The 25,180-nt window shown below is 38.7% G+C and carries 25 protein-coding genes and 1 pseudogene; 11 read left to right on the top strand and 15 right to left on the bottom strand.

Annotated features, from left to right (window positions below; all coding sequences use genetic code 11):
- Window positions 1–164 precede the first annotated feature (164 nt).
- Window positions 165–890: an EAL domain-containing protein gene (locus MED121_RS16295; RefSeq protein ID WP_009834823.1), complete on the bottom strand. Its 726-nt coding sequence runs from the start codon at window positions 888–890 to the stop codon at window positions 165–167.
- Window positions 891–1,293: 403 nt separating this feature from the next.
- Here MED121_RS16295 and MED121_RS16300 point away from each other — a divergent pair, with 403 nt between their 5' ends.
- From MED121_RS16300 to MED121_RS16315, 4 genes are all read left to right on the top strand, one after another.
- Window positions 1,294–2,277, top strand: coding sequence for a DUF1852 domain-containing protein (locus MED121_RS16300; RefSeq protein WP_009834824.1), 984 nt, complete (start codon window positions 1,294–1,296; stop codon window positions 2,275–2,277).
- Between the two features lie 28 nt (window positions 2,278–2,305).
- On the top strand, window positions 2,306–3,352 hold the full coding sequence (locus tag MED121_RS16305) for a methionine synthase (RefSeq protein WP_009834825.1): 1,047 nt from the start codon (window positions 2,306–2,308) through the stop codon (window positions 3,350–3,352).
- A gap of 259 nt (window positions 3,353–3,611) precedes the next feature.
- On the top strand, window positions 3,612–4,496 hold the full coding sequence (locus MED121_RS16310; protein ID WP_036180945.1) for a LysR family transcriptional regulator: 885 nt from the start codon (window positions 3,612–3,614) through the stop codon (window positions 4,494–4,496).
- A gap of 671 nt (window positions 4,497–5,167) precedes the next feature.
- Window positions 5,168–6,457 carry an alkylhydroperoxidase-related (seleno)protein gene (locus MED121_RS16315; protein ID WP_009834827.1) on the top strand — a complete coding sequence of 430 codons (1,290 nt, stop codon included), beginning with the start codon at window positions 5,168–5,170 and terminating at the stop codon, window positions 6,455–6,457.
- 127 nt (window positions 6,458–6,584) lie between these two features.
- Here the strand turns inward: MED121_RS16315 and MED121_RS16320 are convergent, their stop codons facing one another.
- From MED121_RS16320 to MED121_RS24755, 8 genes and pseudogenes are all read right to left on the bottom strand, one after another.
- Window positions 6,585–7,025 carry a helix-turn-helix domain-containing protein gene (locus MED121_RS16320; protein ID WP_009834828.1) on the bottom strand — a complete coding sequence of 147 codons (441 nt, stop codon included), beginning with the start codon at window positions 7,023–7,025 and terminating at the stop codon, window positions 6,585–6,587.
- Window positions 7,026–7,395: 370 nt separating this feature from the next.
- The gene (locus tag MED121_RS23805) at window positions 7,396–7,881 is read right to left on the bottom strand and encodes an NAD(P)H-dependent oxidoreductase (RefSeq protein WP_083789407.1); all 486 of its coding nucleotides are present in this window, start codon (window positions 7,879–7,881) and stop codon (window positions 7,396–7,398) included.
- A 394-nt stretch (window positions 7,882–8,275) separates the two neighbouring features.
- Window positions 8,276–8,614, bottom strand: coding sequence for a DUF4442 domain-containing protein (locus tag MED121_RS16330; RefSeq protein WP_009834831.1), 339 nt, complete (start codon window positions 8,612–8,614; stop codon window positions 8,276–8,278).
- A 103-nt stretch (window positions 8,615–8,717) separates the two neighbouring features.
- Complete coding sequence (locus MED121_RS16335) at window positions 8,718–9,260, bottom strand: acyl-CoA thioesterase (RefSeq protein WP_009834832.1); 543 nt, start codon at window positions 9,258–9,260, stop codon at window positions 8,718–8,720.
- A gap of 205 nt (window positions 9,261–9,465) precedes the next feature.
- The gene (locus MED121_RS24450) at window positions 9,466–9,618 is read right to left on the bottom strand and encodes a hypothetical protein (protein WP_009834834.1); all 153 of its coding nucleotides are present in this window, start codon (window positions 9,616–9,618) and stop codon (window positions 9,466–9,468) included.
- 805 nt (window positions 9,619–10,423) lie between these two features.
- Window positions 10,424–11,356, bottom strand: a pseudogene (locus MED121_RS24100) (IS30 family transposase).
- Window positions 11,357–11,623: 267 nt separating this feature from the next.
- Window positions 11,624–12,622 (bottom strand): MBL fold metallo-hydrolase, encoded by a 999-nt coding sequence (locus MED121_RS16340; protein ID WP_009834838.1) that lies wholly within the window; start codon window positions 12,620–12,622, stop codon window positions 11,624–11,626.
- 199 nt (window positions 12,623–12,821) lie between these two features.
- Window positions 12,822–12,944 carry a hypothetical protein gene (locus MED121_RS24755; protein WP_278043831.1) on the bottom strand — a complete coding sequence of 41 codons (123 nt, stop codon included), beginning with the start codon at window positions 12,942–12,944 and terminating at the stop codon, window positions 12,822–12,824.
- 393 nt (window positions 12,945–13,337) lie between these two features.
- On the opposite strand from MED121_RS24755, the gene MED121_RS24535 reads away from it, so the two are divergent.
- The 3 genes from MED121_RS24535 (at window position 13,338) to MED121_RS16350 (ending at window position 14,782) form a co-directional block, all read left to right on the top strand.
- A complete protein-coding gene (locus MED121_RS24535; RefSeq protein ID WP_009834839.1) occupies window positions 13,338–13,484 on the top strand; it encodes a hypothetical protein in 147 nt (48 codons plus the stop codon).
- Between the two features lie 271 nt (window positions 13,485–13,755).
- On the top strand, window positions 13,756–14,250 hold the full coding sequence (locus MED121_RS16345; RefSeq protein WP_009834841.1) for a helix-turn-helix domain-containing protein: 495 nt from the start codon (window positions 13,756–13,758) through the stop codon (window positions 14,248–14,250).
- Between the two features lie 160 nt (window positions 14,251–14,410).
- Window positions 14,411–14,782, top strand: coding sequence for a DUF6463 family protein (locus tag MED121_RS16350; RefSeq protein WP_009834842.1), 372 nt, complete (start codon window positions 14,411–14,413; stop codon window positions 14,780–14,782).
- A 1,237-nt stretch (window positions 14,783–16,019) separates the two neighbouring features.
- Here the strand turns inward: MED121_RS16350 and groL are convergent.
- The 3 genes from groL to MED121_RS16370 all read right to left on the bottom strand — a co-directional run bounded on the left by groL (window position 16,020) and on the right by MED121_RS16370 (window position 18,607).
- On the bottom strand, window positions 16,020–17,666 hold the full coding sequence (groL, locus tag MED121_RS16360; RefSeq protein ID WP_009834844.1) for a chaperonin GroEL: 1,647 nt from the start codon (window positions 17,664–17,666) through the stop codon (window positions 16,020–16,022).
- Window positions 17,667–17,719: 53 nt separating this feature from the next.
- Complete coding sequence (locus MED121_RS16365) at window positions 17,720–18,007, bottom strand: co-chaperone GroES (RefSeq protein WP_009834845.1); 288 nt, start codon at window positions 18,005–18,007, stop codon at window positions 17,720–17,722.
- Between the two features lie 132 nt (window positions 18,008–18,139).
- The gene (locus tag MED121_RS16370) at window positions 18,140–18,607 is read right to left on the bottom strand and encodes an FxsA family protein (protein WP_009834846.1); all 468 of its coding nucleotides are present in this window, start codon (window positions 18,605–18,607) and stop codon (window positions 18,140–18,142) included.
- Window positions 18,608–18,653: 46 nt separating this feature from the next.
- Between MED121_RS16370 and MED121_RS16375 the strand changes: the two genes are divergently transcribed.
- On the top strand, window positions 18,654–18,956 hold the full coding sequence (locus tag MED121_RS16375; protein WP_009834847.1) for an MGMT family protein: 303 nt from the start codon (window positions 18,654–18,656) through the stop codon (window positions 18,954–18,956).
- A gap of 141 nt (window positions 18,957–19,097) precedes the next feature.
- Here MED121_RS16375 and MED121_RS16380 read toward each other — a convergent pair whose 3' ends face one another.
- Window positions 19,098–19,580 carry a YajQ family cyclic di-GMP-binding protein gene (locus tag MED121_RS16380; protein ID WP_009834848.1) on the bottom strand — a complete coding sequence of 161 codons (483 nt, stop codon included), beginning with the start codon at window positions 19,578–19,580 and terminating at the stop codon, window positions 19,098–19,100.
- Between the two features lie 91 nt (window positions 19,581–19,671).
- Between MED121_RS16380 and MED121_RS16385 the strand changes: the two genes are divergently transcribed.
- Window positions 19,672–20,637 carry a 2-dehydropantoate 2-reductase gene (locus MED121_RS16385; protein ID WP_036180949.1) on the top strand — a complete coding sequence of 322 codons (966 nt, stop codon included), beginning with the start codon at window positions 19,672–19,674 and terminating at the stop codon, window positions 20,635–20,637.
- A gap of 214 nt (window positions 20,638–20,851) precedes the next feature.
- Window positions 20,852–22,093, top strand: coding sequence for a methyl-accepting chemotaxis protein (locus MED121_RS16390; RefSeq protein ID WP_009834850.1), 1,242 nt, complete (start codon window positions 20,852–20,854; stop codon window positions 22,091–22,093).
- 86 nt (window positions 22,094–22,179) lie between these two features.
- On the opposite strand, the gene MED121_RS16395 is transcribed toward MED121_RS16390, so the two are convergent.
- Together MED121_RS16395 and MED121_RS16400 are read right to left on the bottom strand one after the other, a co-directional pair.
- Window positions 22,180–23,013: a S1-like domain-containing RNA-binding protein gene (locus MED121_RS16395; RefSeq protein WP_009834851.1), complete on the bottom strand. Its 834-nt coding sequence runs from the start codon at window positions 23,011–23,013 to the stop codon at window positions 22,180–22,182.
- Window positions 23,014–23,054: 41 nt separating this feature from the next.
- Window positions 23,055–23,618 carry a DUF1415 domain-containing protein gene (locus MED121_RS16400; protein WP_009834852.1) on the bottom strand — a complete coding sequence of 188 codons (564 nt, stop codon included), beginning with the start codon at window positions 23,616–23,618 and terminating at the stop codon, window positions 23,055–23,057.
- Between the two features lie 209 nt (window positions 23,619–23,827).
- Between MED121_RS16400 and MED121_RS16405 the strand changes: the two genes are divergently transcribed.
- Window positions 23,828–25,129: a DEAD/DEAH box helicase gene (locus MED121_RS16405; protein ID WP_009834853.1), complete on the top strand. Its 1,302-nt coding sequence runs from the start codon at window positions 23,828–23,830 to the stop codon at window positions 25,127–25,129.
- Window positions 25,130–25,180: the final 51 nt, after the last annotated feature.

Raw genomic sequence — 25,180 nt, forward strand, 5'->3', positions numbered from 1 at the left:
AGCTTCCCTTATTTCACCAAACTACTAATCAAAAGTACCCCAAGTATCTTACAGGGATAGGGATTTATCAATAGCTTTAGAATCAATGGTTTGGCTAATCTTTGCGTTTAAGCAAAAGCAAGCCTCATTCACATTATATTTTTGCGTTTTTGATCGTTTTTTAGTCAGGGGCGCTGAATAAATTCAGATTTGTATAAATAGCCTTGAACATAGTCGACCCCAAGCTCTTTTGCAAAAACAAGGTCTTGCTCACTTTCCACCCCTTCCAACACGATTTTCTTACCTGTCTCTTTACCAAACTCAATCATCTTTCTGGTAAAGCGCATAAAGTGATCATCACTGGCTTTTTTAACCACATGCTTATCAAGCTTAATCACATCCACTAGTTGCATCACAGAAACAGAAATCATGGATTTAGGATTACACAAGTCATCGATTGCAGTACCTATATTATAAGCAGCCAAGGTTTCAATCATGGATAAACTCATTAATGCATCATTGAGTTCGGAGTTTTCAATCAGTTCCACCATGATTTCATTCTTTTTATGAGATCGGATAAGCTGAACAAAAGGGTTTTCAATCCCTGTGACACCACTGGCAAAAAATGCATCTTGGTCCAAATTGACAAAGATCTTTATGTTATCTGGCGCATTCTCTAGTTGGATTTTTTTCTGTTCATATTCGACTTGATACAAACTTAACAAATTGTGATGTAATGAAGCATATACAAGGTCTGGTCGAATTGATTCGCCACTGGCAGTATAAAATCGAGAAAGGGCCTCATAAGCAAATACATCGCCACTTGAGACACAAACTATTGGCTGATACTCAACCCCGTAACGTTTATTTTCTAGCAGATCAATTACTAGCTGATTACTTAGTGACTCCATTAAACTAATCCAAATAAATCAATAATATACAGTTTCAATCATAGCAAACCATTAATTTAATGACACTCATTTACAACAAAAGCCTGCTATTCATCTCACATTATTTTAACCCTATTAAATCAAACTTAACTTACATCAAAAGCGTCGACTAAATACTGCCTCCGACTTATGCCACTAAACAGCCAATCTTCCCATCATTTGGACAATTTGATTTAAGACATCAGACACTAAAAAGAAAGATTTAACTCAAATTTTGAAAAACCTAAAACAAATATGAACATGTCCTTTGAAAAACAATATATGAGCAAAAATCATCAATCTATGAAATAAAATCGATATTTTTCATTATTTAAAGGATTTATAAATGTCATTCAGCCTTTAGCAATTGAGAGTTAGATACCAGATGAACACCAACAGCGACTTCACCTTTGATATAAAAACAATTTGTTTAGATGAAAATTATCACCCTGGTGACAACACCCGCCTTTCAACTAACTTTGCCAATTTAGCCAGAGGAGAAAATCGACAACAAAATTTACGTAGCGCCTTACGCATGATCAACAATCGGTTTAATGCCTTGGCCTATTGGGACAACCCAAAGGGCAACCGCTACGCCATCGAACTTGAAATCATTTCCGTTGATATGAATATCGATGGCGGTGACAAGGTTTTTCCAACCATTGAGTTCTTAAAAACAAACATTCTTGACCACCAAACTAAGGCACGTATAGAAGGCATTGTTGGCAACAATTTTTCTTCCTATGTTAGAGATTATGACTTTAGTGTCCTCTTACTTGAGCATAATAAAGCGCGACAAAACTTTAGCGTGCCAAAGGGTTTTGGTGATTTACACGGCAAACTTTTTCAGCATTTTTTACGCTCAAACACGTATAAAGAGCACTTTAAAAAACCACCTGTCATTTGCTTAAGTGTCTCAGAAAATAAAACCTACCACAGATCAGAAAACCAACACCCGCTACTAGGCTATGAATATCATCCCAACCAAACCTCTCTAACCGAACAGTATTTTAAAAAAATGGGATTAGGAGTTCGCTACTTTATGCCGCCCCATAGTGTTGCTCCTCTGGCATTCTATTTTATTGGAGATTTGCTAAACGACTACTCCAACCTTGAACTGATCAGCACCATCAGCACTATGGAGACATTTCAGAAAATTTATCGCCCTGAAATTTATAATGCCAACGCCGTGGCAGGACATTGCTATCAACCAAACTTAAACACTCAAGATCATTCTTACACCCAAATTCGCTATGACAGAGAAGAGCGAGGCGAGTTGGCCTTGATACAAGGTAAGTTTGCAGAAGAAAATTTGATTAAACCGTTTCAATCAAAGCTTGAAAACTGGTCTAACAATTATTCCTTATAACCGATTTTAAAATACAGCAGCATTAATTATGAAAACAAACACAACACCACTTCTCCCCACCTCAACAGCAGGTAGTTTACCTAAACCCGCCTGGCTAACACAGCCAGAGACCCTTTGGTCACCTTGGCTACTAGAAGGCACAAGGTTGATTGAAGGCAAACAAGATGCACTAAGTATTTCATTAGGCGAACAGCACCAAGCAGGCATGGATATTGTTAGTGATGGCGAACAAACTCGCCAACATTTTGTCACCACCTTTATCGAGCATTTATCAGGGGTTGATTTTAACCAACGCAAAACAGTTAAAATCCGTGACCGCTATGACGCCAGTGTTCCATCTGTCATTGGCGCTGTTTCAAGGCCAACTTCCGTTTTCGTTGAAGATGCAAAGCTTTTACGCAAGCAAACCCAAAAACCTATTAAATGGGCGTTACCTGGGCCCATGACAATGATAGATACCCTGTATGATGATCATTATCATAGCCGTGAAAAACTTGCTTGGGAGTTTGCAAAGATCCTCAATCAAGAAGCGAAAGAGTTAGAAGCGGCTGGCGTGGATATCATTCAATTTGATGAGCCTGCATTTAATGTCTTTTTTGATGAGGTTAATGATTGGGGAATTGCTTGTTTAGAGAAAGCAATTGAAGGACTTAAATGTGAGACCGCTGTACATATTTGCTATGGCTACGGCATCAAAGCCAACACGGATTGGAAAAAAACACTGGGAACAGAGTGGCGACAATATGAAGCAGTATTTCCTAAACTTCAGCGATCTGCAATTGATATCATTTCATTAGAATGTCACAACTCACGTGTCCCGCTTGAACTACTTGAACTGATCCGCGGTAAAAAAGTCATGGTCGGCGTCATTGATGTAGCAACCAATGTTATAGAAACACCTGAAGAAGTCGCCAACACACTTAGAACAGCACTTAACTATGTTGATGCTGACAAGCTCTACCCTTCTACAAATTGCGGCATGGCACCTTTATCCCGACAAGTTGCTAGAGATAAATTAAATGCACTAAGAGCAGGTACAGACATAATTAGAAAAGAGATTCTATCTAGAGACTAATAAAGATACTCTTAAGGGCTCGGCTTTAAAAAATTAAGCCGTCCTTTTCATAGAGTCGATTTATCTTGAAAGAACACACTGACAGTCAACTCTTAATAGAGGCCATCTCAAAATATTCCACTTCAAAGAACGCTTCACATTTGTGCCTCCTATTACACTCTCGACTCAAAGAAGTAAAAGCACTAATAGATGAATAGAAATGATAGTATTTTAGAATCAATGAGTTTTACTCATATAAATGATAAATTGGAGCCTACAAGTGCTGGAAAGAATCCACCTAGAAATACTAACCGCAATAAAAGAGCATGGCACGCTCACAAAAGCAGCGGATTCATTACATTTATCCCAATCAGCATTGAGCCACAGTATTAAAAAGCTAGAAGGCCAAATAGGCACCTCCATTTGGAAAAAAGATGGCCGCAACCTTCGCCTAACAACCGCTGGTGAAAGAGTCCAAACCCTAGCCAATAGAGTCTTACCTCAATTTTCGCATACAGAGTTACTACTCAATCAAATTGCCAAGGGAGAAGCTGGCGCCCTTCGCATTGGCATGGAGTGCCACCCTTGTTATCAATGGCTATTAAGAGTAATACAGCCCTATCTAGAAGAGTGGCCAGACATAGACATGGATGTGAAACAAGCATTTCAATTTGGTGCGTTAGGTGCATTATTAAGTTACGAAATCGATGTACTTATTACACCAGACCCACTTTATAAACCCACAATAGAATACATCCCCGTCTTTGACTATGAGCACAGGCTTGTCGTGTGTGAGTCTCACACACTTTCCACTCAAGCATTTGTCACCCCTAACCAACTCGCCCAAGAAGTCTTGTTTAGCTATCCGGTTGAACCAGAAAGGCTCGATGTTTTCAGTCAGTTTCTTAGCCCTGCAAAGTGCACAGTGAAAAAACACAAGTACATTGAGACAACTGAAATAATGTTACAAATGGTGGCAGCAGGCCGTGGTGTTTGCGCCCTTCCAGGCTGGTTAGTGGATGAATACGCTAAATCCATGCCTATCAAGAGCATTCGCTTTGGGCAAGATGGGATCAAGAAACAGATATTTGTCGGCATTCGAAAAGATGAGCAACAGATTAGCTACTTACAAGATTTTATTGCGCAGGCCAGTAAGACAAGATAGTGCTTTATAGGGCTATTTTTTAAGATGAAAGATTCACTAGGCCTTAATAAATTACCACGCCATCTCAAACCACCTCATCAACGCAACATGATTTAATAACCTTTATTAAGGCTTAGAGTGACAAAGTAAGAGTATTAGCTCTTACATCATGCCGCCCACATCTATAATGATTAGTTAAAAAACAAAACATACAAAGTAGATAAACTACATTATACCACGATCGAACAATGAGCTTAATTAGGTAGTTGAAAAAAATCGTAGTTCACCACTATTACAGATTCATTGCCTGCATAGATACCAATATAGACATACATTAGATACAAAAAGCTATCTCGAAGGACGGCTTTTAGCCAATTGTTGATATTAACTTTTGAGTTACTTAGGGCCTATAACGGACATTAACCTCTTCATATTTTGAATCGAAAATATTGAAGCTAACGTTCACCAGCGACGGAAATTGTGAGTAGGATATTATTGAGAAGCTCCAGAAGTCACTCAATTAAAATAAGTCATGAAACATAATTTCTTCTTTACTAAATAAACTAAATTTAAAACCGCTCAATAAGGCACTTCTTAATATAATTCCCTATAGATCATCAAAGTCTTTGGATGGTTGCATTATGAAACCAATTCCAATATAGTTTCATAATGAAACCAAATTGGAAGTAACTATGAGTGTTAATAAAAAAAAATCTCCCCCTAGCGCAGCAAATAATATCACTGACACGGTCATTTTGAGCAATGTCCGAAAGAATATGAACAATGCTGTTGTCAATATTCGGTCAGATATTATTGACGCTCATGCTTACTTTTTAACGAAGTTGAAGATGCCTGGAACCTGGTGGAATGCAAAGCAGAGAATTGTGATTGCTCAAGCTGCGAGGAATGCAGAATCGTGTGAATTTTGCAGCAAGAGGGCCACTGCGTTGAGTATCCACTCTGTGACTGGCTCACATCTAGGAATAGAACAAGCACAAGAAGTTAATTTACATCCGGTCATACTTGACCTTGTCCACAGAATCATTCGTGATGTGGGCCGTATAACTCAGACTGATATAGATAAAGTAGAGCAAGCTGGTTTGGATATCGGCCATTTTGTGGAGGCTTTCGGAATTGCCGTATGTATCAAGAGCATGGATACTGCCAATCGCGGGTTTGGCATACCTAAGCATTCATTAGATATAGAACCAGAAGATGGCAAACCAACAAAGTTGGTACCTGTAGATGTGACTTTAAGTGAAGCCTTTGTTCCTATGATAAACAAAGATCAGCCTGCATCACCTAACGATGACTTGTGGGACGCTCAACCAGGCAATGTGTCTCGTGCATTAAGCTACGTACCGGAAATGTTGCGTGAAAGTCGAATATTAACTGCCGCACATTTTATCCCTTTGAAAAGCTTAATGAACTTCAAAGAAGGTCGTACCTTAACTCGTGTTCAACTAGAATATGTGGCCGCAAGAGTTGGTATTTTAAATGAGTGCTTTTATTGTACCAATGCGCACACCATGTTGTTAAAGCTAAGTGCACAGGCTACCAGCCTAGGTAATGTCAATATCACGAGTCTCAAAAGCGGTGTTGAAGCTCAAGACAGCAAAGTCCCCGCTGGTGCTGAATTACTTGCCTACACCGATGCGTTAAAAGGCAAAGATGATGAGGCTTTAAAGTTTGCTAGACGTGAATTGATTGACGCAGTCGGTCCTGAGGGGTTTGTTGATGCTACAGGCACTATTGCAAATTTTGAACAGCTAAATAGAACAGCAGACGCTAGTGGTGTTCCTGCCGATGCAAAAATGGTAACAATGATGGAACCCTATTGGGATGAGATGGCTATTAGTGATTTTATTGGAGCAGATAGAGTTAAACGTCTTTCGGGTTTTAAAAAGTTTATACCCGTCACAATCAGGCGATTTATCGTAGACAGTTTGATTAGTTTGATAGGCAAGAAACAAAGAACCTAGCTTATTAAAGTTAGCGTTTTGAATGGGCCACTTTGCTATTGTGGCCTATAAAATTTCACTTAACTTTTTGGCTGTATAGGTACACAAAAAATAAGAGACATTGATAGTTTTACCTAATTAAATTGCTTTACTTAGGTAAGCTCAAAATATCGTCGTATTGAAGAGGCTTCCAGCTCTTATCAAAGACTTCAACGACTGATATTGGTTGCATAGAGAATGAATCATAAATCTTAAATTGACTTCGATGTTCTTCTGGTACCCATTTCTCTGACCATTGGTAGATAGCAACCATCATTGGAAATAGATCTTTACCACTTGACGTTAATTTGTATTCAAACCGACTACCATGGATACCCACCTGCATTTTTTCGAATATGCCGGAGCTTACTAGCTTATTAAGTCTGTTTCTTAGGATATTTTTAGCAACCCCTAGACTTTTCTCAAACTCTGAATAGCGTGATAATCCAGACATTGCATCTCTGACTATTAGGAAAGACCATATATCTCCAACAGCAGAAAGACATTGGGCGAAAGAGCATGGTTTTTCTGAAAAATTAATCCTAGTCATGGCTAAATGTTACCTGTATGGTTTCATATTGCAACTCAAATTTAAATGAAGCAGACATTACGTTTAGAGATATTTCTTTTACGCTCAGGCAAAAAACATTAAGAAGTTTTTCAGATTAGCGGAAGTGGCCAGTAACCTTTTAACATGTTGATTAAGTTGGTTGAATATCTAAAAGGAAGATGCAAAAACGTCTTTAGGACTGGGTACAAAAAGTGATATTAGCCGAACAACCGACCATTCCTAGGAAATAACAGGGATTCAAAAAGCCAGATTCACTCAATAGAAGTAATTAATCACTCATGACAAATCAATGAGTGTTAACACACATTGATTTGTCAAAAGCACTTGCGAGAATTGCTATATATTACTCTCAATCACGCCGATGACCTGTACTACGTGGCTCTATCTCTTTTTTGAGCTTAAAGTTCTCATCAAATTCATGGGTGTAGTGGAAATCCAAAGGTTTCTCACTTTCTAGGCTCTTCAACCTATCAGAGTAGTAATCAAGGTATTGAACACATTGTTCCTGACTATAATAGGTTGGAGAGTAAGCGACATAAGGGGGCAACACTTCGCACCCTGTATAATGAAATATACCGTTGTGGATATGCCAAAGGGCGACATTCAAATCCCCCAATAATCCATCTGCCTTAAACATACTTTCGTAGCCTCCGCAGCTAGTTACGACCATGGCCTTTTTGCCTTTTAGACCACCTTTTTCATAACGCTTACCGGCACCATAGATAACGGAGCTCACAAAGGCACGGTCTACCCATCCTTTCATGATGGTCGGTATCGAAAACAAATATAGTGGAAACTGAAAAATAAGGACGTCACGCCATGCCAGCTTTTCCAATTCTTCGCAATATCTGGGGCCACTTGATCTTTTTGCACCGCGAACTTTTGCTCGCGGTCATACTGTATACGCTCAGGGAAACGACGTTCAGTAAAACCCTCTCCAGAAGCCACTGGATTAAAGTTCATCTGATATAGATCAGATACTTTGACTTCGTATCATTCTGATTCCAACGCCTCAATGGAGCGTCGTATCATAGCTGCGTTGAAAGAGTGATTAGGCTCTGGATGAGCTAAAACAATAAAGATATTCATAGAAAACCTCTTCAATAATGTGGGAAATAGTTATTTTTAAAGCTATTCATAAGAGTATTTGAAATTAAGTCCCTTTTTTATAGTTCTTTCCCACACAGTACAATAAAACCTTACTTAAATAAGATTGTTTTTTAGCGACCCTATAGCCAATAGCCAATAGCTGCAATTTTCGGTAAATCGACATCAGCTTTTTTTCTTGGCGAGACTCTCATAGTAATGTCGACATGAAATGCCTCTACTCCGTTAGTATCATATACACCAACTGGCATGATTACGCCCTGAGTTTCTTTCCAATCAAAGTGTTCTATTTTACCAATGGCTGTTAAGTCTGTTCTTGCCATTTTTAAGTATTGCACTGCCATTCCAACAGGGATCCAGTGAAAACCTGCGATTAACGAAACATCTAAGCAAGTTCCACCTGCAAGCTCTGCGGCATTGCACATCGCAATAGCATGAACGGTGCTGATATGATTTAACACGGCTTTACTGATTAACTAACGACTAATATTTGAATTTTCTGCAGCTTTCTATAACTTTAATAATGGATTTCTTGATGGTTTACAATTCATTCAAACTTTCATTTTATTGATTATTGTTTGTTGATGGTGGCCAAGGGCGATGTACTTCTGAGTCTATCCAGTCTTGTACCCATAATGGTGTTGTTGGCGCTTCGTGTTGTAGACCGGTCGTTTTTAGTACATTTTTAGGTGATTGAAGCCCGTCTTTACTGGTTATTCCTCCTCTAATAAGTACTGAAGAGCAAGCAGTCTCTCCAACCCACATAGACTGTTCGAAATAGAACCACTTATCGTCATAAGCCACTAACTGTGAACGCATGACGATTTTGTCAAATAACTTGATTCGTTTGCGGTATCTCACTGAACTGCCTGCTACAGCAAGCCCCCACTTTTCTTTTCGAACAGTGGGCATTAAGTTGACTCTTATCGCTAAATCCATGCGGCCCAAATCGAATAATGTGAGGGCACGTCCGTTATTCATTTCACCAAACATATCTATGTCCCAAGGGTGACAGCGAAATTTAATCGTGCTTTTTTCTAAAAAACTAAGTTTGCTTCTATGTTTTGCTTGGAATAGGGTTTTAAATAAACGTAGGACTGGATACATTACTTCTCTTTCTCCGTATTGTGAGCTAGCTTGTTCGGCTCAGTATTTATCAAATTTGTGCTTGTAATGGCGAGTAAAAGTGAAGCACATATAGCGGTTAACAAACTATTTGAAAAATTAAAAATGAGCGGTTTATTTGACATTGAAAGGCACATGCCTGAATGCAACCGTTGGTCGACAATGCTATCTACCAATATAAAAATGACTAATGAAAATATATAGGTGCGCCTGAAAATAGTATTACACCTTGTACGAGCAGGAACATTACTTCGGCGAATAACGCAGCATTTATAGCCAGTACAATAATTTGGTTAAATATTTTCTCGTCTAAAGCTGGTTTGTTTTGAGCATGTTCCATTATATTTTCCTTCTTTACTTGCCAGTATATTTTTGTTGTTTATAAGTGATTAATAATTGTTAAATTCGGTTAATGAGATTCGTTTGATTTTATGCATATGAGATGGCATAAATGTATTGCTGCGTTACCATTATTAAAAATACTCCCCCTTAATAAATCACCGATGAAAGCCTATTGACCTATAACAACTACTAATGAGCTATCGTGTGAGTTGCGATTTGAGTGATATCATCTTCAATACCAATAAATGCTTTTAACGACTGCTTTTTATTAACTAGGATATCTGGAGTTAAGGCTGGGTATGTAACATTTTGACCCTAGCTGTGACGCATTTTTTGCCATCAAGTTTGTCGGGCATAACTGATCATTTTTCCCCGACTCAAATAGCTTAAGATCGCCAGAGCCACCAATAATTGTGGTACCGTATTTACGCTGAAAGTATCCAGTGTCGGTAATACGCTTTCGAAAACTATAATTGTGTCTACTTGTGCGTCATTTAGTTGATGACACAACTCAGTAGCTATGTACATAGAGGTAACAATGACCTCAAGTATTCACATGGCAACGGGAAAGTTCAGTAAATTAGGCCACATAAGGACCACTCTGCAATTCGTTTTAACCTTATAAGGCTTACTGTGAATAAGCCGCTAAGTTTTTAGATAGTGTATTCACCTAAATAAAAGTGAGTAATTACGAATCTTGTGTATAAGCTATTTTTTCACCATAACATTGGAAAAATTTGTTCAAAAAACTTTAATAATTAACTTACTCCCGAATTCAAGTCCGAAGTGCGACACTTTTTATTTCAAGCAGCCAAACATAGTTCTTTAAAAACCACAGCGGGCTGCTTGAACCCTAAACACTTTCTCGGTCGATAGTTTATTCGATCCATAGCGAAGTTAATTCTTTCTTCCGTCACACATCTTAAGTCAATGCCTTTAGGAACATATTGCCTTAGAAGGCCGTTACTATTTTCATTAGCTCCACGTTCCCAAGAACTGTATAGATGAGCAAAATACACCTTCGCATCTAATGCTTTGGCTATCTCTGCATGATACGCAAACTCTCAACCATTATCTTCAGTGATGGTATGGACGTGATCTTTATAAGGTTCCAATAATTCTATTGTGGCTTGAGTCACATCTTTGGCTGACTTTGAGTCCACTTTCTTTATCAGGTAAAAACGTGTATTTCTCTCTAGTAAGGTAACAATAGAGCCCGTACCGTGTTTGCCTAAAACCGTGTCTATCTCCCAACCCCCAAAACGCTTCTTTGTCTCTACAATTGCTGGGCGTTCATCTATGGTGACTGCATTTTTGATCGCTTACGCTTTTCTTCGTTTCCCTTTACGATAACGTTTTCTACCTTGCCTTAAATGACGGAAGAGCATCCCTTTGTTTATTTTATTTTCATGATTATATTGATAAATCCACTCATGACTGACTGAGACACCACACCTTTTTAAAACATTCGACACTTGCTCAGGGCTCCAGTCGAGCTTAATTAAAATAGGAATATACTCAATCACCTTTGATGTAATTCGATACTTAGTTGAGTATTTTCTTCTTATCAAACATGCTTTATGCGCTTTGTCAGGGCAATACCATTTTGCCTTTGTGTTTCGTTTTAATTCACGATAAATCGTGGCTCTGTGGCATTTAATGATGTCAGCTATTTCAGAGACGGATATTTTTCGTTCTAAAAGCACTGAAATCTGATATCTTTTGCCTTCGGTCAACTGCTAATAATTCATGTTAGTACTGCTTTGTTCTGTGGTAAGAAGAAGTGTACCAACGTCAGCAGTTGGCTTCTTCTACACCTGATTTGCAGTGTCGCACTTATTATCTGAATTTAGGCGTCATTAATGTATTCGTTGGCGTTTTCTCGGGTTAATTTGTTATTGAAGTAAGTAAATGACATCGTAAACTCCCTATTATTAAAATTATATTTTTTACGTCGCTATTAGCCCCCCCCCCTGATACTTGCGACGCTCAAATTCTAGTATTTAATGGGCTAATTCTTGGTTCCACTCTTCGCTTTTACTTTCATAAATTTTTTCGTCAATCCATGAAGCGAGCGAGTCAGGTAGAACTGAAAAAATGAATTCTACGGTCGGGTTAAACAACAATCTATGCATGACCTTAAAATTCATGAAAGTACCAATCAGTAAGGCTGATTCATGCTTTACTGGAAATTGTTCTTTCATTTTTTCTATCACTTGTTCTGCACTATTGCTTTGTGCTATCACTTGGTCGTAAGCGGTGATGTAATTAATACTATGGCTAAGTGCACCATGTGCAGTTAGATTGGGGACAGATGTTTTAGGCATATGGCCTGGAACAACAAGGCTATAATCGTCTTTTATCCACTTATGTAATTGGTTAATCCATACCTTTCTAGATTCAACGGTTGACCCGCCCATCATCATATGAGCATCAAAATAAACAATATCACTTGGAATAAGTGTATGAGCAGAAGGTACATACAGCACAGTATGCTCTTCATCTGCCTCACCTAAAGCCGCATCCCCAATAAAGCCATGCTTTATTTCAACGGTTTCACCATCAATAAGTATTATATTTTTGCTGTAAGGTGTGGCGGGAATCGAAGGCACTGCGGCATTATCGCCATATCGTGAACGAGCCAAGTCATCACTTAACTCAATTCTAGCTTCAATCATATTAGCCACTTTGGGTGTAGCAATAAATTCAGCATTTGGAAAGCGTTTGAGTAATATGACAGCTCCTTGAAAGTGATCTAAATGAGCATGTGTCACAAAGATGTATTTCAATGTTAATCCCGTTTCTTCAATGGTGTCGGCCAAACGATTTGCCGCAGAAATATTTGGCTGAGCTGATACAACCATCATTTCCGCTTTTCCTTTGATAATCGCTGAAGTCGTATTGATTTCCGCTGGTTCAGAAACAAAAATATCGACTTCTAACGCTTGCACAGGCAGCGCGAATAAAGTGGTGACTGCAATTAAATGGCTTAAAAATTTCATTCTATCTAGGCTCAGTTGATACCGCTATTTGCTAAAAAAATCCATAAGCGGATGTGTTAATTTAAAACCATTAGACAACTTATGGTTTTATTATGCAACCTAAATAGTTAAATTTAGTACAAAAAATCAACCGGAGAAGATATGTTCAAATCAATAAATTCGTACATAGAACTATTTATTTTGGCCTTTACTATAATTATTAGTAGCTTGCAGCAAAGTTTTGCTCAGGCACAGCAGCGTATTCTGAGTTAGTTCTACCGGTTGATGCTAGACAGCAAAAAATAACTATTTGGAGTGATGGCAGAGCATTAGATGGTGACATTTATCTACCTAAGGGGTTAACCAAAGAATACTTACGACCAGCAATTTTCACCAGCCATGGTTAGGGTGATGACTAAATCTCCGCTGCAAGCTATGCTGCAAAGTTTGCTGAAAATAGCTTATTGTAATTACGTTCTCACATAGTAGTTGGGGAAATATTGTTAAACAAACTACTGATGGTAAGACGCACCTCAAAAAGGTAAATCCCTGATTAGACCCTGTTGATTGGGTTCAAAACGTTCGTTCGACAGTTGACTGCCTAGTAGGAGAACCTAACGCTGATGTTAATAATATTGGTTTTGGCGCTGGTGTTGTTGTCAGTAACGCGACAAATGACAGTCGAATAAAAACGATAGTAACTCAAGTAGCAGCATTTCCCGCTGCTAAAGGAAAAATGGCTGCATTAGCCAATATTCGAACATCCGTAATAGCATTAGGCAAAATTGACTCTATCCATAAAGGTTTAGATAAGCTTCCCAATTTAAACGGCAGCATGAAATCAGCTGATTTTTTTACAATACAAACCAATGACTCAGCTTAAAAGAATAAAAGTACCAAGCTTGTTTATAGCTGCTGAAAATGGACATATGCTTAATAAACAAGAAAATAGTTTTGCAGCTCATAACATATTAAAACAAAGAGGGATATTGACGGTGTACCATGTAATACCAGAGATTGATCATTACAGAATCTACTTTGGTGACTATGAAAAAAGTAGTAAATTAACACTAAACTGCCTTGTAAACCACTTGAAGTAATTCTGATTAAATATTTGTCTAGGCATCTAAATTAGGATGCTATAAACTCACCCAATGAAAAGAAAATCTTTAGAACATTTTAATTGTAGTTGGGCACAAGCTGCTGAAGCTGTAGGAGATAAGTGGTCAATAATGATCATTCGAGATGCTTTTTATGGTGTGAAAACTTTTTCAGCCTTCGTTAAAAGTATTGGTATTGCTAAGAATATTTTAACTCAGCGACTTGAACACCTACAAAAACATGAAATTATCGAAAAGCGACCAGTTGGCCTTGGCTCTAGTCGTTTTGAATACTGCTTGACTGAAAAAGGCTTTGCTTTATTTCCAGCAATTATTGCACTTGGGCAATGGGGTGATAAATGGATTTTTGGTGAAGGAAAAGAGCCGTTAATCGTTGTGGATATGGAAAGTAAACAACCACTTGAGCAGGTTTCTGTTAAGGCAAGTGATGGGCGAAAGCTTTCGTTGCGAGATATCACTTTTGTAGCTGGTGAAGGAGCTAGTGAAAACACTCAGAAAACAGCAGACGAAATTAGTAAGTTTTGGTGATTATTTAATCAAATCAAATAATGAGACGTCAAACTTAAACTCAAAAGCATTAAAAGTAGAGCCATTTGCTTATATGTACTTAAAATTATTTGCTGAAAACTACCCCCGACTAATATAAGTGCTGCGTATTTATTAAGCTGTTATAAACGATGGAATTAATATGAAGAATTGGATTAGTAAGTGGATTATTTTTGTAGCAGTTGGTCATACTGCTGTTGCAATGATGCTTTATAGTGAAACATACAGAGTGATAATTCAAAGCGGGATGTTTAATGCTGTCAGCGCTGAAAAATCAGGCTTAGCTGTTTGGTTTTTATTTTTTGGTTTTCTTTTATTCACTCTCGCTATCCTAATAGCCGTAATTGAAAAAAATGATTCATTAGTAATACCTAAATCATTTGGAATTGCCTTGTTATTGTTAACAACTTTAGGTGTGCTTTTAATGCCTGCTTCAGGTTTTTGGTTAGTATTTCCTCCGGCAATTGCTGTTACATTAAAAAAACAAACCGGCCTTGATACAATCAAAACATAGTAGAACTGTTATAGGGTTACTGAATATCCATGATTATATGGCTATCTAATCTTTCAAGAAAACTCTTATAAAGATACACCTTGAAGTCAATTTATATACTAAGGTAAAATTAGCTTTATCTAATATTAGAACTATAAACTGCTAGAAAAATTATTATCATTACATCCAGTTTGCCTGATCACTTGTCGCTAGATGCACTAAGACTAATGTCTGCTATTGTATCATAGAAGGTATTAGCTTAGCAGAAAAGTAGCTTTACTTGTCCACAATTAAAACATAACGAAAGTACTATTAGATATTGATAAACAGCCAATAAATAATCTGAATATCACTATTCAGGCTTTCGTTTAAATGGGTAGAGTTATAGTTTTAAAATCTATGTTATTGTTGCCCCCCTCCCCTAAGAACTGTACATGCGAGTTTCCCTGCATATAGCTCAAGCCTTTATTAGCCAATATATTTGGCCGGTAACTAATAAGTCGTACTAATTTATAATATCACAATAAAACTAGTTAATAATCGAAACTATATTGGCAACAACTCCAGTTATATACTCGAAAATAAACAACAAAATTACACAACAAATAGCCATAAATCCCCAAAACTTCATAATAAACTTCTGAAATTTGATATGGACTTTCTGACTGTGTTGGAAAGACATAATCTCTTCATTTCACTTAGTAGTTAAAACTGGAAATTGATAGGTTTTCAATCCAGTAGCGACTGGAGAATAAGAGTTAGAATGCACTAAATCATTCTCAAAAGCGAACTCGAAAGCAAACATATCAATATTTGAGCCATTAACTAATTTCTTAAGATTCTTATCATTAAAATAGATTAATATCTCATGCAATCTTTTCGAATCAAACATGAGCTACCCACTATAAACTTTAAAAACAATAGTTTTTTACTATAAAAACACGATTATAGTTTTAAATCCCCCCCTACAGACCTAATAGCCAATTACTATTAATATTCTATGACAATTTGGGAGCAAGAACACAGTTATCCATTTTGTCCCTTGCGCCTTTGTAACGCTTTACAACATGATTGATATTCAACTCTTTTTTCTTCGTCATAAGCTGATTGCAGCATGGGTAAGGGCCATGCTGTCGCTTGGATAACCTATAAGCATCACCTACTCCCACACATAACTGACGGAACAAGCACTTATCACAAAAAAAGGCCCCGCAACTAATTGCGAGGCCTTTCTCAGATAGCTAACTGGGAGGATGAATTACATCATGCCGCCCATACCACCCATGCCGCCCATGCCGCCCATATCAGGCATAGCAGCAGCTTCTTCTTTCGGGATATCAGCAATCATAGCTTCAGTCGTGATCATAAGACCCGCAACAGAAGATGCAGCTTGAAGTGCTGAACGGGTTACTTTCGCTGGATCTAGAATACCCATTTCAAGCATATCGCCGTAGCTACCTGTTGCAGCGTTGTAACCATAGTTACCTTCACCTTGTTTAACTTTATCAACAACAACAGAGGCTTCATCACCTGCGTTTGTTGCGATTTGACGCATAGGTGCTTCCATTGCGCGAAGTGCAAGTTGAACACCCACGTCTTGGTCTTCGTTGTCAGTTTCGATAGCAGCCACTGTTGAAAGTGCGCGAACTAGGGCAACACCACCACCGGCAACAACACCTTCTTCAACCGCAGCGCGTGTTGCGTGAAGCGCATCATCAACACGTGCTTTTTTCTCTTTCATTGCAATTTCAGTCGCAGCACCAATCTTGATAACAGCAACGCCACCAGCAAGTTTAGCAACACGCTCTTGAAGTTTCTCTTTATCATATTCAGAAGAAGAACCTTCAATTTCAGCACGGATCTGAGCAACACGACCTTGAATCGTCGCTTCATCACCAGCACCATCAACGATTGTTGTGCTTTCTTTAGTCAAAGTAACACGCTTAGCGGTACCTAGTTGCTCTAGAGTCGCAGTTTCTAAGCTCATGCCTACTTCTTCAGAAATCACTTCACCACCGGTTAGGATAGCGATGTCTTGTAGCATTGCTTTACGACGATCACCAAAGCCAGGTGCTTTAACTGCAGCCACTTTAACGATACCGCGCATGCTGTTTACAACAAGTGTTGCTAGCGCTTCGCCTTCAACATCTTCTGCAACGATCAATAGAGGACGAGATGCTTTAGCAACGCCTTCTAAGATAGGCAATAGATCACGAATGTTTGTGATTTTCTTATCAACCATAAGGATGAATGGGTTTTCCAAATCAGCACTCATAGTTTCTTGGTTGTTAATGAAGTAAGGAGACAGGTAACCACGGTCGAACTGCATACCTTCTACAACATCTAGCTCATCATCAAAGCCAGAGCCTTCTTCTACAGTGATAACGCCTTCTTTACCAACGCGCTCCATTGCTTCTGCAATGATTTTACCCACACTTGAATCAGAGTTAGCAGAGATAGTACCAACCTGCTCTACTGCTGTAGTATCAGCACATGGTTGAGATTGTGACGCGATTTGCGCTACAACAGCTTGAGTTGCTTTATCGATACCACGCTTAAGATCCATTGGGTTACGACCCGCAGCAACAGACTTAAGACCTTCAGTTACTAGCGCTTGAGCTAGCACAGTTGCTGTTGTTGTTCCGTCACCTGCAACATCGTTAGCTTGTGAAGCCACTTCTTTAACCATTTGAGCACCCATGTTCTCAAAGCGGTTTTCTAATTCGATTTCTTTCGCGACAGATACACCGTCTTTAGTTACTAGAGGCGCACCGAAAGATTTTTCAATTACGACGTTACGACCTTTTGGTCCAAGGGTAACTTTTACCGCATCAGCCAATACATTGACGCCTTTAAGCATTTGTTGGCGAGCGCTATCACTAAACTTAACTTCTTTAGCAGACATTTTAATTTCCTAAAATTCGTTTATTTTTTTATTGACGTAAAGGGCTTAAAAAATTAGCCGATAATGCCGTAGATTTCTTCTTCTTTCATGATCAAAAGCTCTTCACCATCTAGCTTGATGGTTTGACCTGAGTACTGACCAAATACAACTGTTTCACCAACGCTAACAGCCAATGCAGCAACTTCACCATTTGCCTGAATACGGCCAGTACCCACTGCAACAATTTCACCTTGTGTTGGTTTTTCAGTTGCAGAACCTGGTAATACGATACCTGACGCTGTTGTTGTTTCTTCTTCTTTACGGCGGACAACAACACGATCGTGTAACGGACGAATATTCATTGATCTTTATCTCCAATATTAAATCAAATCAATACCAAGTAACCTTGGCTTGTTTAACCTGCCTAGAGACAGGAATTTTTCACTATTGTGTTAATGAGGCTGGCGATATACTTTTCAACCCCTTTTTTTAAATTATTTTTTATCTAATAGGTCTTTGTCTTCACTAGTAAATTCACCCTCGAAGGTTTCACCCTCTTGATTAAAAGCCGAACCGTTACGGTTCCATGCTGCATGCATATTGACACGACTACTAATAAATTTAACCAAAAATATGGCTGCAATACTTTTCCTGAACATGGGTAATAAAAGCAAGCCACCGATCGCATCTGAGACAAAACCTGGTACTAATAAACAAACGCCAGCAAAACCTAGCATCAAACCTTCCAACATTTCATTTGCAGGCAAGGCACCTTGTCTGATTTTATTTTGTGCTCTAAGCATGGTTTGAGCACCTTGTTTTCTGATAAGGTTAACCCCAAGAATTGCGGTCAAGAAAACCAAAGCAATTGTGGTTAGGGTACCAATTTGACTTCCCACCTCAATCAGCAACATCATCTCAATGATGGGAAACAAGATAAAAACAATCAGAGCAATTCGCATATATACCTTCTTTTAAATAATCTTTAGTTCTATGTAGGGTCTAACCATGAGTAATCAAGCTATGGAGCAGTTTAAATTGGTTCTTTTCACCCAATTGCACCATATACCAAAAGGAGAACTAATTACCTATGGTGGTCTAGCAAAACGATCTGGGCAAGCTAATTATGCAAGACAAGTGGGAAGAATCTTAAAGATGCTACCCAAAGATACCGAGCTTCCTTGGTTTAGAGTGGTTAAATCTAATTATGAAATTGCATTTGAGCAAGATTCTGACGCCTATATCCGCCAAAAAACCTTACTTGAAGCAGAAGGTTGGTTGATAAAAGGTCAAAAAATTAAAAAAGCCTAACCTAACCAAGCTATTTTCTGATAAACCCTGATCGATAGCGCCCTAATTAAGTCCTAATATAAAAACCCTGGCATAAAAATTAAAAATCTAGGTATAAAAAAACGCCCCAGTTGGGGCGTTTTTTTATACCTTTAGAAATATCTAGTCCCTAAAGTTAGTAAACTGCACAGGCACTTCTAAATCGGCCCCTTTTAGTAAGGCCATAACCTGTTGCAGATCATCACGTTTTTTACCTGTTACACGCAATTGCTCACCTTGGATTTGAGCTTGAACTTTAATCTTTGCGTCTTTGATCATTTTAACCATTTTTTTGGCTGCAGGGGCATCTATGCCCTCTTTAACCGTAATTGGCTGAGAGACACGCATATTGCCTAATGTCGCATCACCTCTTTCAAGGGTTTTAAGGTCAATGCCACGCTTAACCATTTTTTGGAAAAGCATCTCAAACATTTGTTGAAGCTGTGGTTCAAATTGCGCTTCCATTACAATGGATTTGTCTTTGACAACAAATTTCGCATCAACCCCTTTAAAGTCATAACGTGTGCCAAGTTCACGGTTAGCTTGGTCAACGGCATTTGACACTTCGTGCCAATCCAACTCATTTACTACATCAAAAGAAGGCATTTTTCACTCCTGTCATTTTAAATCTTATTAATTGCGGCGATAATACCAGTAAAGTATTTAAAATACAGTGATTTATATAGGATTATTAGGATTGACGACTAGCCCAACAAATAACAAAGAGAGCTGGCTTATTATCGGTGCTGGTGCCATAGGTTTACTTTGGTATGCTAAATTGACTGATCTTAAGCTCAATGTGTGCCTTTTACACAGACGCCCAACGCCTTTAAAACATCTCACTGTTGAAGAAGATAATCAGGCAGCAAAAGGTTACCCGCTTTGTGAGCTTGCTCAATATCAAGAGGCTGATAGCAATAACAATGTTAAAAAGCAATTTGATCACATTGTGTTTTGCACAAAATCCTTTGATTTAATCAATGCTTATCAAACCCATAAACACAGGTTTAGTGACACGGCTAACCTCATTACCCTATGCAATGGCATGGGAGCGCAACAAAGCCTTAATCGCATAAAACACGCAAGCCAATCCTTGTTTGTTGGCACAACCAGTGAAGGCGCATTAAAGCTGACTGATAATAAAATTAAAAAGACAGGCCCAGGACAAATCTATATCGGTAGTTTTGACTCATCACGTCTACCACCTGCCCCACTAGACCACTTCTTTGATAAAACGATAGCAGAGAAGCTATTAACAAAACTTGCCATTAACGCGGTAATTAATCCTTTAACGGCCTGTTTAAAAGTCACTAATGGCACACTACTTAACCATGATTTAGCAAACCTCTATCAGGCATGTCGCGATGAAGTCACTCACTATTTTGCAACGTATGACTTTGATGAAAAAGCCTTAGCGTTGAACATAGATCTTGTCGCAAAAAATACCGCCAACAATCGCTCTTCAATGCTGCAAGATGTGACGGGGAATAAACAAACCGAAATTGATTATATTTCTGGTTACCTTATTAGAGATGCTGCAAAAAAAGCAATCAAGCTGCCAATCCAAACACTTTTAATGGATCTGATCATTAAAAATGCCGATGCCAGTACCAGCCAAACAGCACTGTTAAATTTGCTCACTAACCTTAACCAGAACAATTAGATACTTTTTGTGTTGGCGATAATTTAATAGATCACGATATGAATCATTTGTTTTAATATTCATATAATGAAACAATTAGACCGAAAGTTGCGCTTATTTCATTGATATATCGCACAGGTAAATTTAGAGTAATCGAATGGTTTTTTAAGCCTTTTAACAGCGCTTTAAGCCATAAATTACCCAACATAATGAATAAAAACAGGTTGAAAATACTATGGCTGACGTAAAAATTGGGTGGCGTGATCGCATTTTAATGAACATTAGTTTAGAAACTAAATTCTTACTTCCAACAGTATGTGCTCTGCTATTAACCTTGTTCCAACTCTATCAACACCATGCTTTATATACCGTGCTTGAAGAAAACCAAATTTCGTATGATGGGCTTTCTAGCATCAGCCTGGTACTGATCTCTGGAGCAAGCCTAGTCTTTATCTTTTTATTGGCTATCTCGATTGCTCAAAATATTATGCCATTGCTCAAACACATTATTCGTGTGATGCAATTAATTGAGGCCGGTGACCTTAAACAACGCATTGGTTTTTCAGGTAGTGATGCGTTTGGCCTCATTGGCGCCGCAGTGGATAGCACGATAACCAAATTAGTTAAGCTGATTGAATCTGTTTCCATTGCATCCAAACAAGTAACCAATCAAACCATGGAAATTGACCGCTTATCAAACTCCTCCCAGAAGCACCTAGCAGGTCAACACGAAGAATTAGTTCGTTGTAGTGACGCCGTTTTAGAATCGACACAAAAAGCGAACAATGCAGCACAGTACTCTGAAAAAGCGGATGAAGTTGCCCAAGACCTTAATGCCAATATGCAACAAGTGAATAGTCAATCAAGCGAACTGATTAGCCTTATGTCATCCCTTAGTATTGAGATGGAAAGCTCCTCTAAAGCCAGTAATGAATTAAGAGCCACCTCCCACGAAGTCAAATCAGTTTTAGATGTTATTAATGGTATTTCTGAGCAAACTAATTTACTTGCTTTAAATGCCGCCATTGAAGCGGCACGTGCAGGCGAAGCGGGGCGTGGCTTTGCAGTCGTCGCTGATGAGGTTCGCGGTTTATCCGTAAGAACACAAGAAGCAACTGTTGAAATTCAAAGCATGATAGACAACCTTGAAAAAACGTCAGTAAAACTCGTTGAGAAGGTAGAAAACGGTGCCAAAGAAGTCAATCATATTTCTGACAACGTTAATAACTCAAAAGACAAACTCACTCAAATGACGTCCTTAATTCAAGATCTTGCAGAGCTGAATAGTGATAGCGCCCACTCTGCCCTTGCCCAGCGAGAGTCATCAGACAGAATGTATGAAGACATTAAACAGATTCAAGATAAATCAGAATCTTGCCTACAAAATATGAATGACATAATTCAATCAAAGGCGGTATTAGTGGATACGGCGAGTAATCTTGAGCTGGCACTTGATGAGTATAATCACAAAAGCTAGTTGAAAACCTATTTCAGGACGGAACACTGCTAATAAAAAAGGCTATGTCATCACAACATAGCCTTTTTTATTTGTTTAAAACGGTGTTAAAGCTTAGTTACCTTTTCTTTAGTCAGTGATATTTTCTTATCCTTATAAAGTGCACCTAATGCCTTTTTAAAAGTCGCTTTACTAACCTTAAACACAGCATAAATCGCTTCAGGGCTGCTTTTATCGGTAATGGGCATCTCACCATTGTGATCATCTAGGTATTGAAGAATGTCACCTAAAATGCCCGTCACCTTCTTATAGCCAACTTCTTGTAGGCTGATATCAATTTTACCATCGTCTCGAACACGCTTGATAAAAGCTGTTACCTTCTCACCTTTACGCAATTGACGAAAAGCGTCTTCAAAAAATAACACGCCCCAAAAACGGTTATCAATAACACATTTGAAGCCAATGTTTGTTTTATCGCCAATAATCGCCTGAACCTTTTCACCCGCTCGATAAGGAGGTTCTTCACGATTAAGTAAGGCATCCACTCGAGTCGTACCAACCAAACGATTAGTATTCTGATCTAGATAGATAAACATAAGGTGAGTTTCACCCTCTTCTATCGTGTTTTTTTGCTGGCTAAAAGGTACCAATAAATCTTTTGGCAAGCCCCAGTCAAAAAAGGCACCCACTCGATTATTAGCAACACAAGTTAATGCGGCAAATTCGCCCACCTGTGCTTTAGGCTCTAATGTTGTAGCAATAAGCTCGTCTTCAGAATCAAGGTAAATAAATACCTCAAGTTCATCACCTACTTTCGTGCCAGCAGGTACATAACGCTTTGGCAGTAAAACATCACCAAATTGGTGTGCATCTAAATACATACCAAAATCTTTTTCTCTTATTACGGTCAATCTTTGTTGACGACCAATTGTTGCAGCCATGAATACTCCGGCAATAATGTTATTAAATAGAATTCTGCAAGTTATTCTTGGTGCTCAATATTGATGCAGGATTGTAAAATTTTCTCGACTTTCGCCAGACCCATGTCTTCCATTAATTGAATATTGTCATCAGGGATAGTGCTGGTATCGCCATAAAACGCGATGGCCTTTTCAACACTGTCCTCACGTAACAAATGAATCATAGGGTAAGGCGATCGATTGGTGTAATTAGACACATCATCTTGTTCCACCCCGTCAAAGCAATAGTCTGGGTGGAAGCTTGCCACTTGGTACACACCTTCACACCCTTGTTCAAACATAAGGTCTTCAAGCATAGCGACAAGGTCTAAATAACTATGAAAATCACTAAACATAGTGGGAAACACAACAAGACTGGTTTCTGTCTCTGGATTGTCATCTAGCCATGCGATCTCTGTCATTAACTCTTCAAGGGCGACATTGACTTTTTTAGAACGCACAATGGACAGTCTAATAGACTCCCTTTCCATTTCTCTTTTCGCAAAGGGACACACATTAAGCGCCACGATAAAAGATTTCACCCATTCTAGTGTTTGCTTAGATACCAACTCATCAGAGTGTTGCATTTCATTACCTCGATTAATTATGAGGGCATTTTAGTGGATTTAACCCACAAGGGTCTAACATTCTTTCGAGTAAAATTCGGGTTTTATAAAATTAACCCTCTCTGAGCTGGCATTTGCCTCTCATTTACTTCAGACATGCTGATTTAGCGAAAGAAACAGGGTATTATCCGCAGCCATATTTACACAGTTAACCAGTATAGAGACCGTTAATGTCCTTTTCAGAATTAGAATTAGATCCAACCATTGAACAAGCCATTATTCAACTTGGCTTTAAAGAGCCGACAGAAATCCAAACCCAAGGAATTCCTGTGCTAATGGATGGGGAAGATTTACTAGCAAGCGCACCAACAGGCACAGGTAAAACCCTGTCTTTTTGCGCACCTGCAGTACAACATATTCTGGATAGAGACGAGGCTTCCACTAACGCACCTAAAGCCCTCATTTTGGCACCAACACGTGAGTTAGCGCGTCAAATTTTTAATCTTGTCAAAGAGTTATTAATCCATACCCGCATCCAGCCACAGCTGATTGTTGGGGGAACGCCTTATGGTATGCAACAGCAACAACTGAGTGAAGATTGTGACATTTTAGTCGCAACCCCTGGACGTTTAAAAGAGTTAGACGATAAGCAATGGCTAGATTTATCCGATGTCAGCTACTTTGTCATTGATGAAGCCGATCGCATGTTAGACATGGGGTTTGCTGATACCATCACAGCCTTAGTGAAAGAGCTACCAAAAGAGCGTCAAACTGCCATGTTATCTGCAACCTTGGATGGCGATAAACTAGGTCAGTTAGCCGATAAAATTTTTAAACAAACTCCTGAAGCTATTCAGATTAATGATTCAACCCGCACTATCCCTTCTCAAATCAAACAAATCGCTTATCGCGTTGATGATGACGCCCATAAAGAAGCCATTGTTAAGCACCTGTTAAAACAAGAAGGCGTTCAACAAGCACTGCTTTTTGTTTCAAATCGCGACCATGTGGATGTTTGGGTGAATAAAATCCGCGCATTACACATCATGTGCAGTGGTTTACATGGTGTGATGAAACAAGGCGATCGTAGCGAGCATATGAAACAAATGCAAAAAGGCCGCTTACAAGTCTTAGTTGCAACGGATGTCGCGGCTCGAGGAATAGATCTACCAGAAATCAATACTGTGATTAACCTGCGTTTACCTCAAAAATCTGATTCTTATGTTCACCGTGCTGGCCGTGCCTCTCGTGATGGCAATGAAGGCACCTGCATCTCTCTTATCGACAGCACAGATCTTGCCATGATGGAGAAGATTCAACGTTATATGCAATCTCCTATCAAGTTTGGTCGCATTGAGGGCCTAGAAGCTAAAACCAAAGTACGCTCTCCCGCGACTAAGAGTAAAAAGAAAAAAGCCCCTAAATTAGATAAAAAAGCGCTCAAAGCAGCGGCTACAGCAGAAGAAAAAAAGCAGCGTAAGATTCAGCGCAAGATCAACCTTCAAAAAATGAAGAAAGCCCTAAAAGATTAATGTTTAAAGATGTTAAGGGGGAGTAGTTTCTTCTCCTTAACTCGGTAGAAT

Source organism: Marinomonas sp. MED121, assembly GCF_000153025.1.
Taxonomy (GTDB): domain Bacteria; phylum Pseudomonadota; class Gammaproteobacteria; order Pseudomonadales; family Marinomonadaceae; genus Marinomonas.

Excerpts from the sequence above, each read along its gene's own strand:
- groL (WP_009834844.1), bottom strand. The coding sequence starts at position 17,666 with ATGTCTGCTAAAGAAGTTAAGTTTAGTGATAGCGCTCGCCAACAAATG.
- MED121_RS16315 (WP_009834827.1), top strand. The coding sequence starts at position 5,168 with ATGAGTGTTAATAAAAAAAAATCTCCCCCTAGCGCAGCAAATAATATC.
- MED121_RS16320 (WP_009834828.1), bottom strand. The coding sequence starts at position 7,025 with ATGACTAGGATTAATTTTTCAGAAAAACCATGCTCTTTCGCCCAATGT.
- MED121_RS16350 (WP_009834842.1), top strand. The coding sequence starts at position 14,411 with ATGAAGAATTGGATTAGTAAGTGGATTATTTTTGTAGCAGTTGGTCAT.
- MED121_RS16340 (WP_009834838.1), bottom strand. The coding sequence starts at position 12,622 with ATGAAATTTTTAAGCCATTTAATTGCAGTCACCACTTTATTCGCGCTG.
- MED121_RS16300 (WP_009834824.1), top strand. The coding sequence starts at position 1,294 with ATGAACACCAACAGCGACTTCACCTTTGATATAAAAACAATTTGTTTA.
- MED121_RS16365 (WP_009834845.1), bottom strand. The coding sequence starts at position 18,007 with ATGAATATTCGTCCGTTACACGATCGTGTTGTTGTCCGCCGTAAAGAA.
- MED121_RS16305 (WP_009834825.1), top strand. The coding sequence starts at position 2,306 with ATGAAAACAAACACAACACCACTTCTCCCCACCTCAACAGCAGGTAGT.
- MED121_RS16380 (WP_009834848.1), bottom strand. The coding sequence starts at position 19,580 with ATGCCTTCTTTTGATGTAGTAAATGAGTTGGATTGGCACGAAGTGTCA.
- MED121_RS24535 (WP_009834839.1), top strand. The coding sequence starts at position 13,338 with ATGGCTGCATTAGCCAATATTCGAACATCCGTAATAGCATTAGGCAAA.
- MED121_RS16370 (WP_009834846.1), bottom strand. The coding sequence starts at position 18,607 with ATGCGAATTGCTCTGATTGTTTTTATCTTGTTTCCCATCATTGAGATG.
- MED121_RS16395 (WP_009834851.1), bottom strand. The coding sequence starts at position 23,013 with ATGGCTGCAACAATTGGTCGTCAACAAAGATTGACCGTAATAAGAGAA.
- MED121_RS16400 (WP_009834852.1), bottom strand. The coding sequence starts at position 23,618 with ATGCAACACTCTGATGAGTTGGTATCTAAGCAAACACTAGAATGGGTG.
- MED121_RS16390 (WP_009834850.1), top strand. The coding sequence starts at position 20,852 with ATGGCTGACGTAAAAATTGGGTGGCGTGATCGCATTTTAATGAACATT.
- MED121_RS16295 (WP_009834823.1), bottom strand. The coding sequence starts at position 890 with ATGGAGTCACTAAGTAATCAGCTAGTAATTGATCTGCTAGAAAATAAA.
- MED121_RS16335 (WP_009834832.1), bottom strand. The coding sequence starts at position 9,260 with ATGTATCCAGTCCTACGTTTATTTAAAACCCTATTCCAAGCAAAACAT.
- MED121_RS16405 (WP_009834853.1), top strand. The coding sequence starts at position 23,828 with ATGTCCTTTTCAGAATTAGAATTAGATCCAACCATTGAACAAGCCATT.
- MED121_RS16375 (WP_009834847.1), top strand. The coding sequence starts at position 18,654 with ATGAGTAATCAAGCTATGGAGCAGTTTAAATTGGTTCTTTTCACCCAA.
- MED121_RS24755 (WP_278043831.1), bottom strand. The coding sequence starts at position 12,944 with ATGTCACCATCTAATGCTCTGCCATCACTCCAAATAGTTATTTTTTGC.
- MED121_RS24450 (WP_009834834.1), bottom strand. The coding sequence starts at position 9,618 with ATGGAACATGCTCAAAACAAACCAGCTTTAGACGAGAAAATATTTAAC.
- MED121_RS16345 (WP_009834841.1), top strand. The coding sequence starts at position 13,756 with ATGAAAAGAAAATCTTTAGAACATTTTAATTGTAGTTGGGCACAAGCT.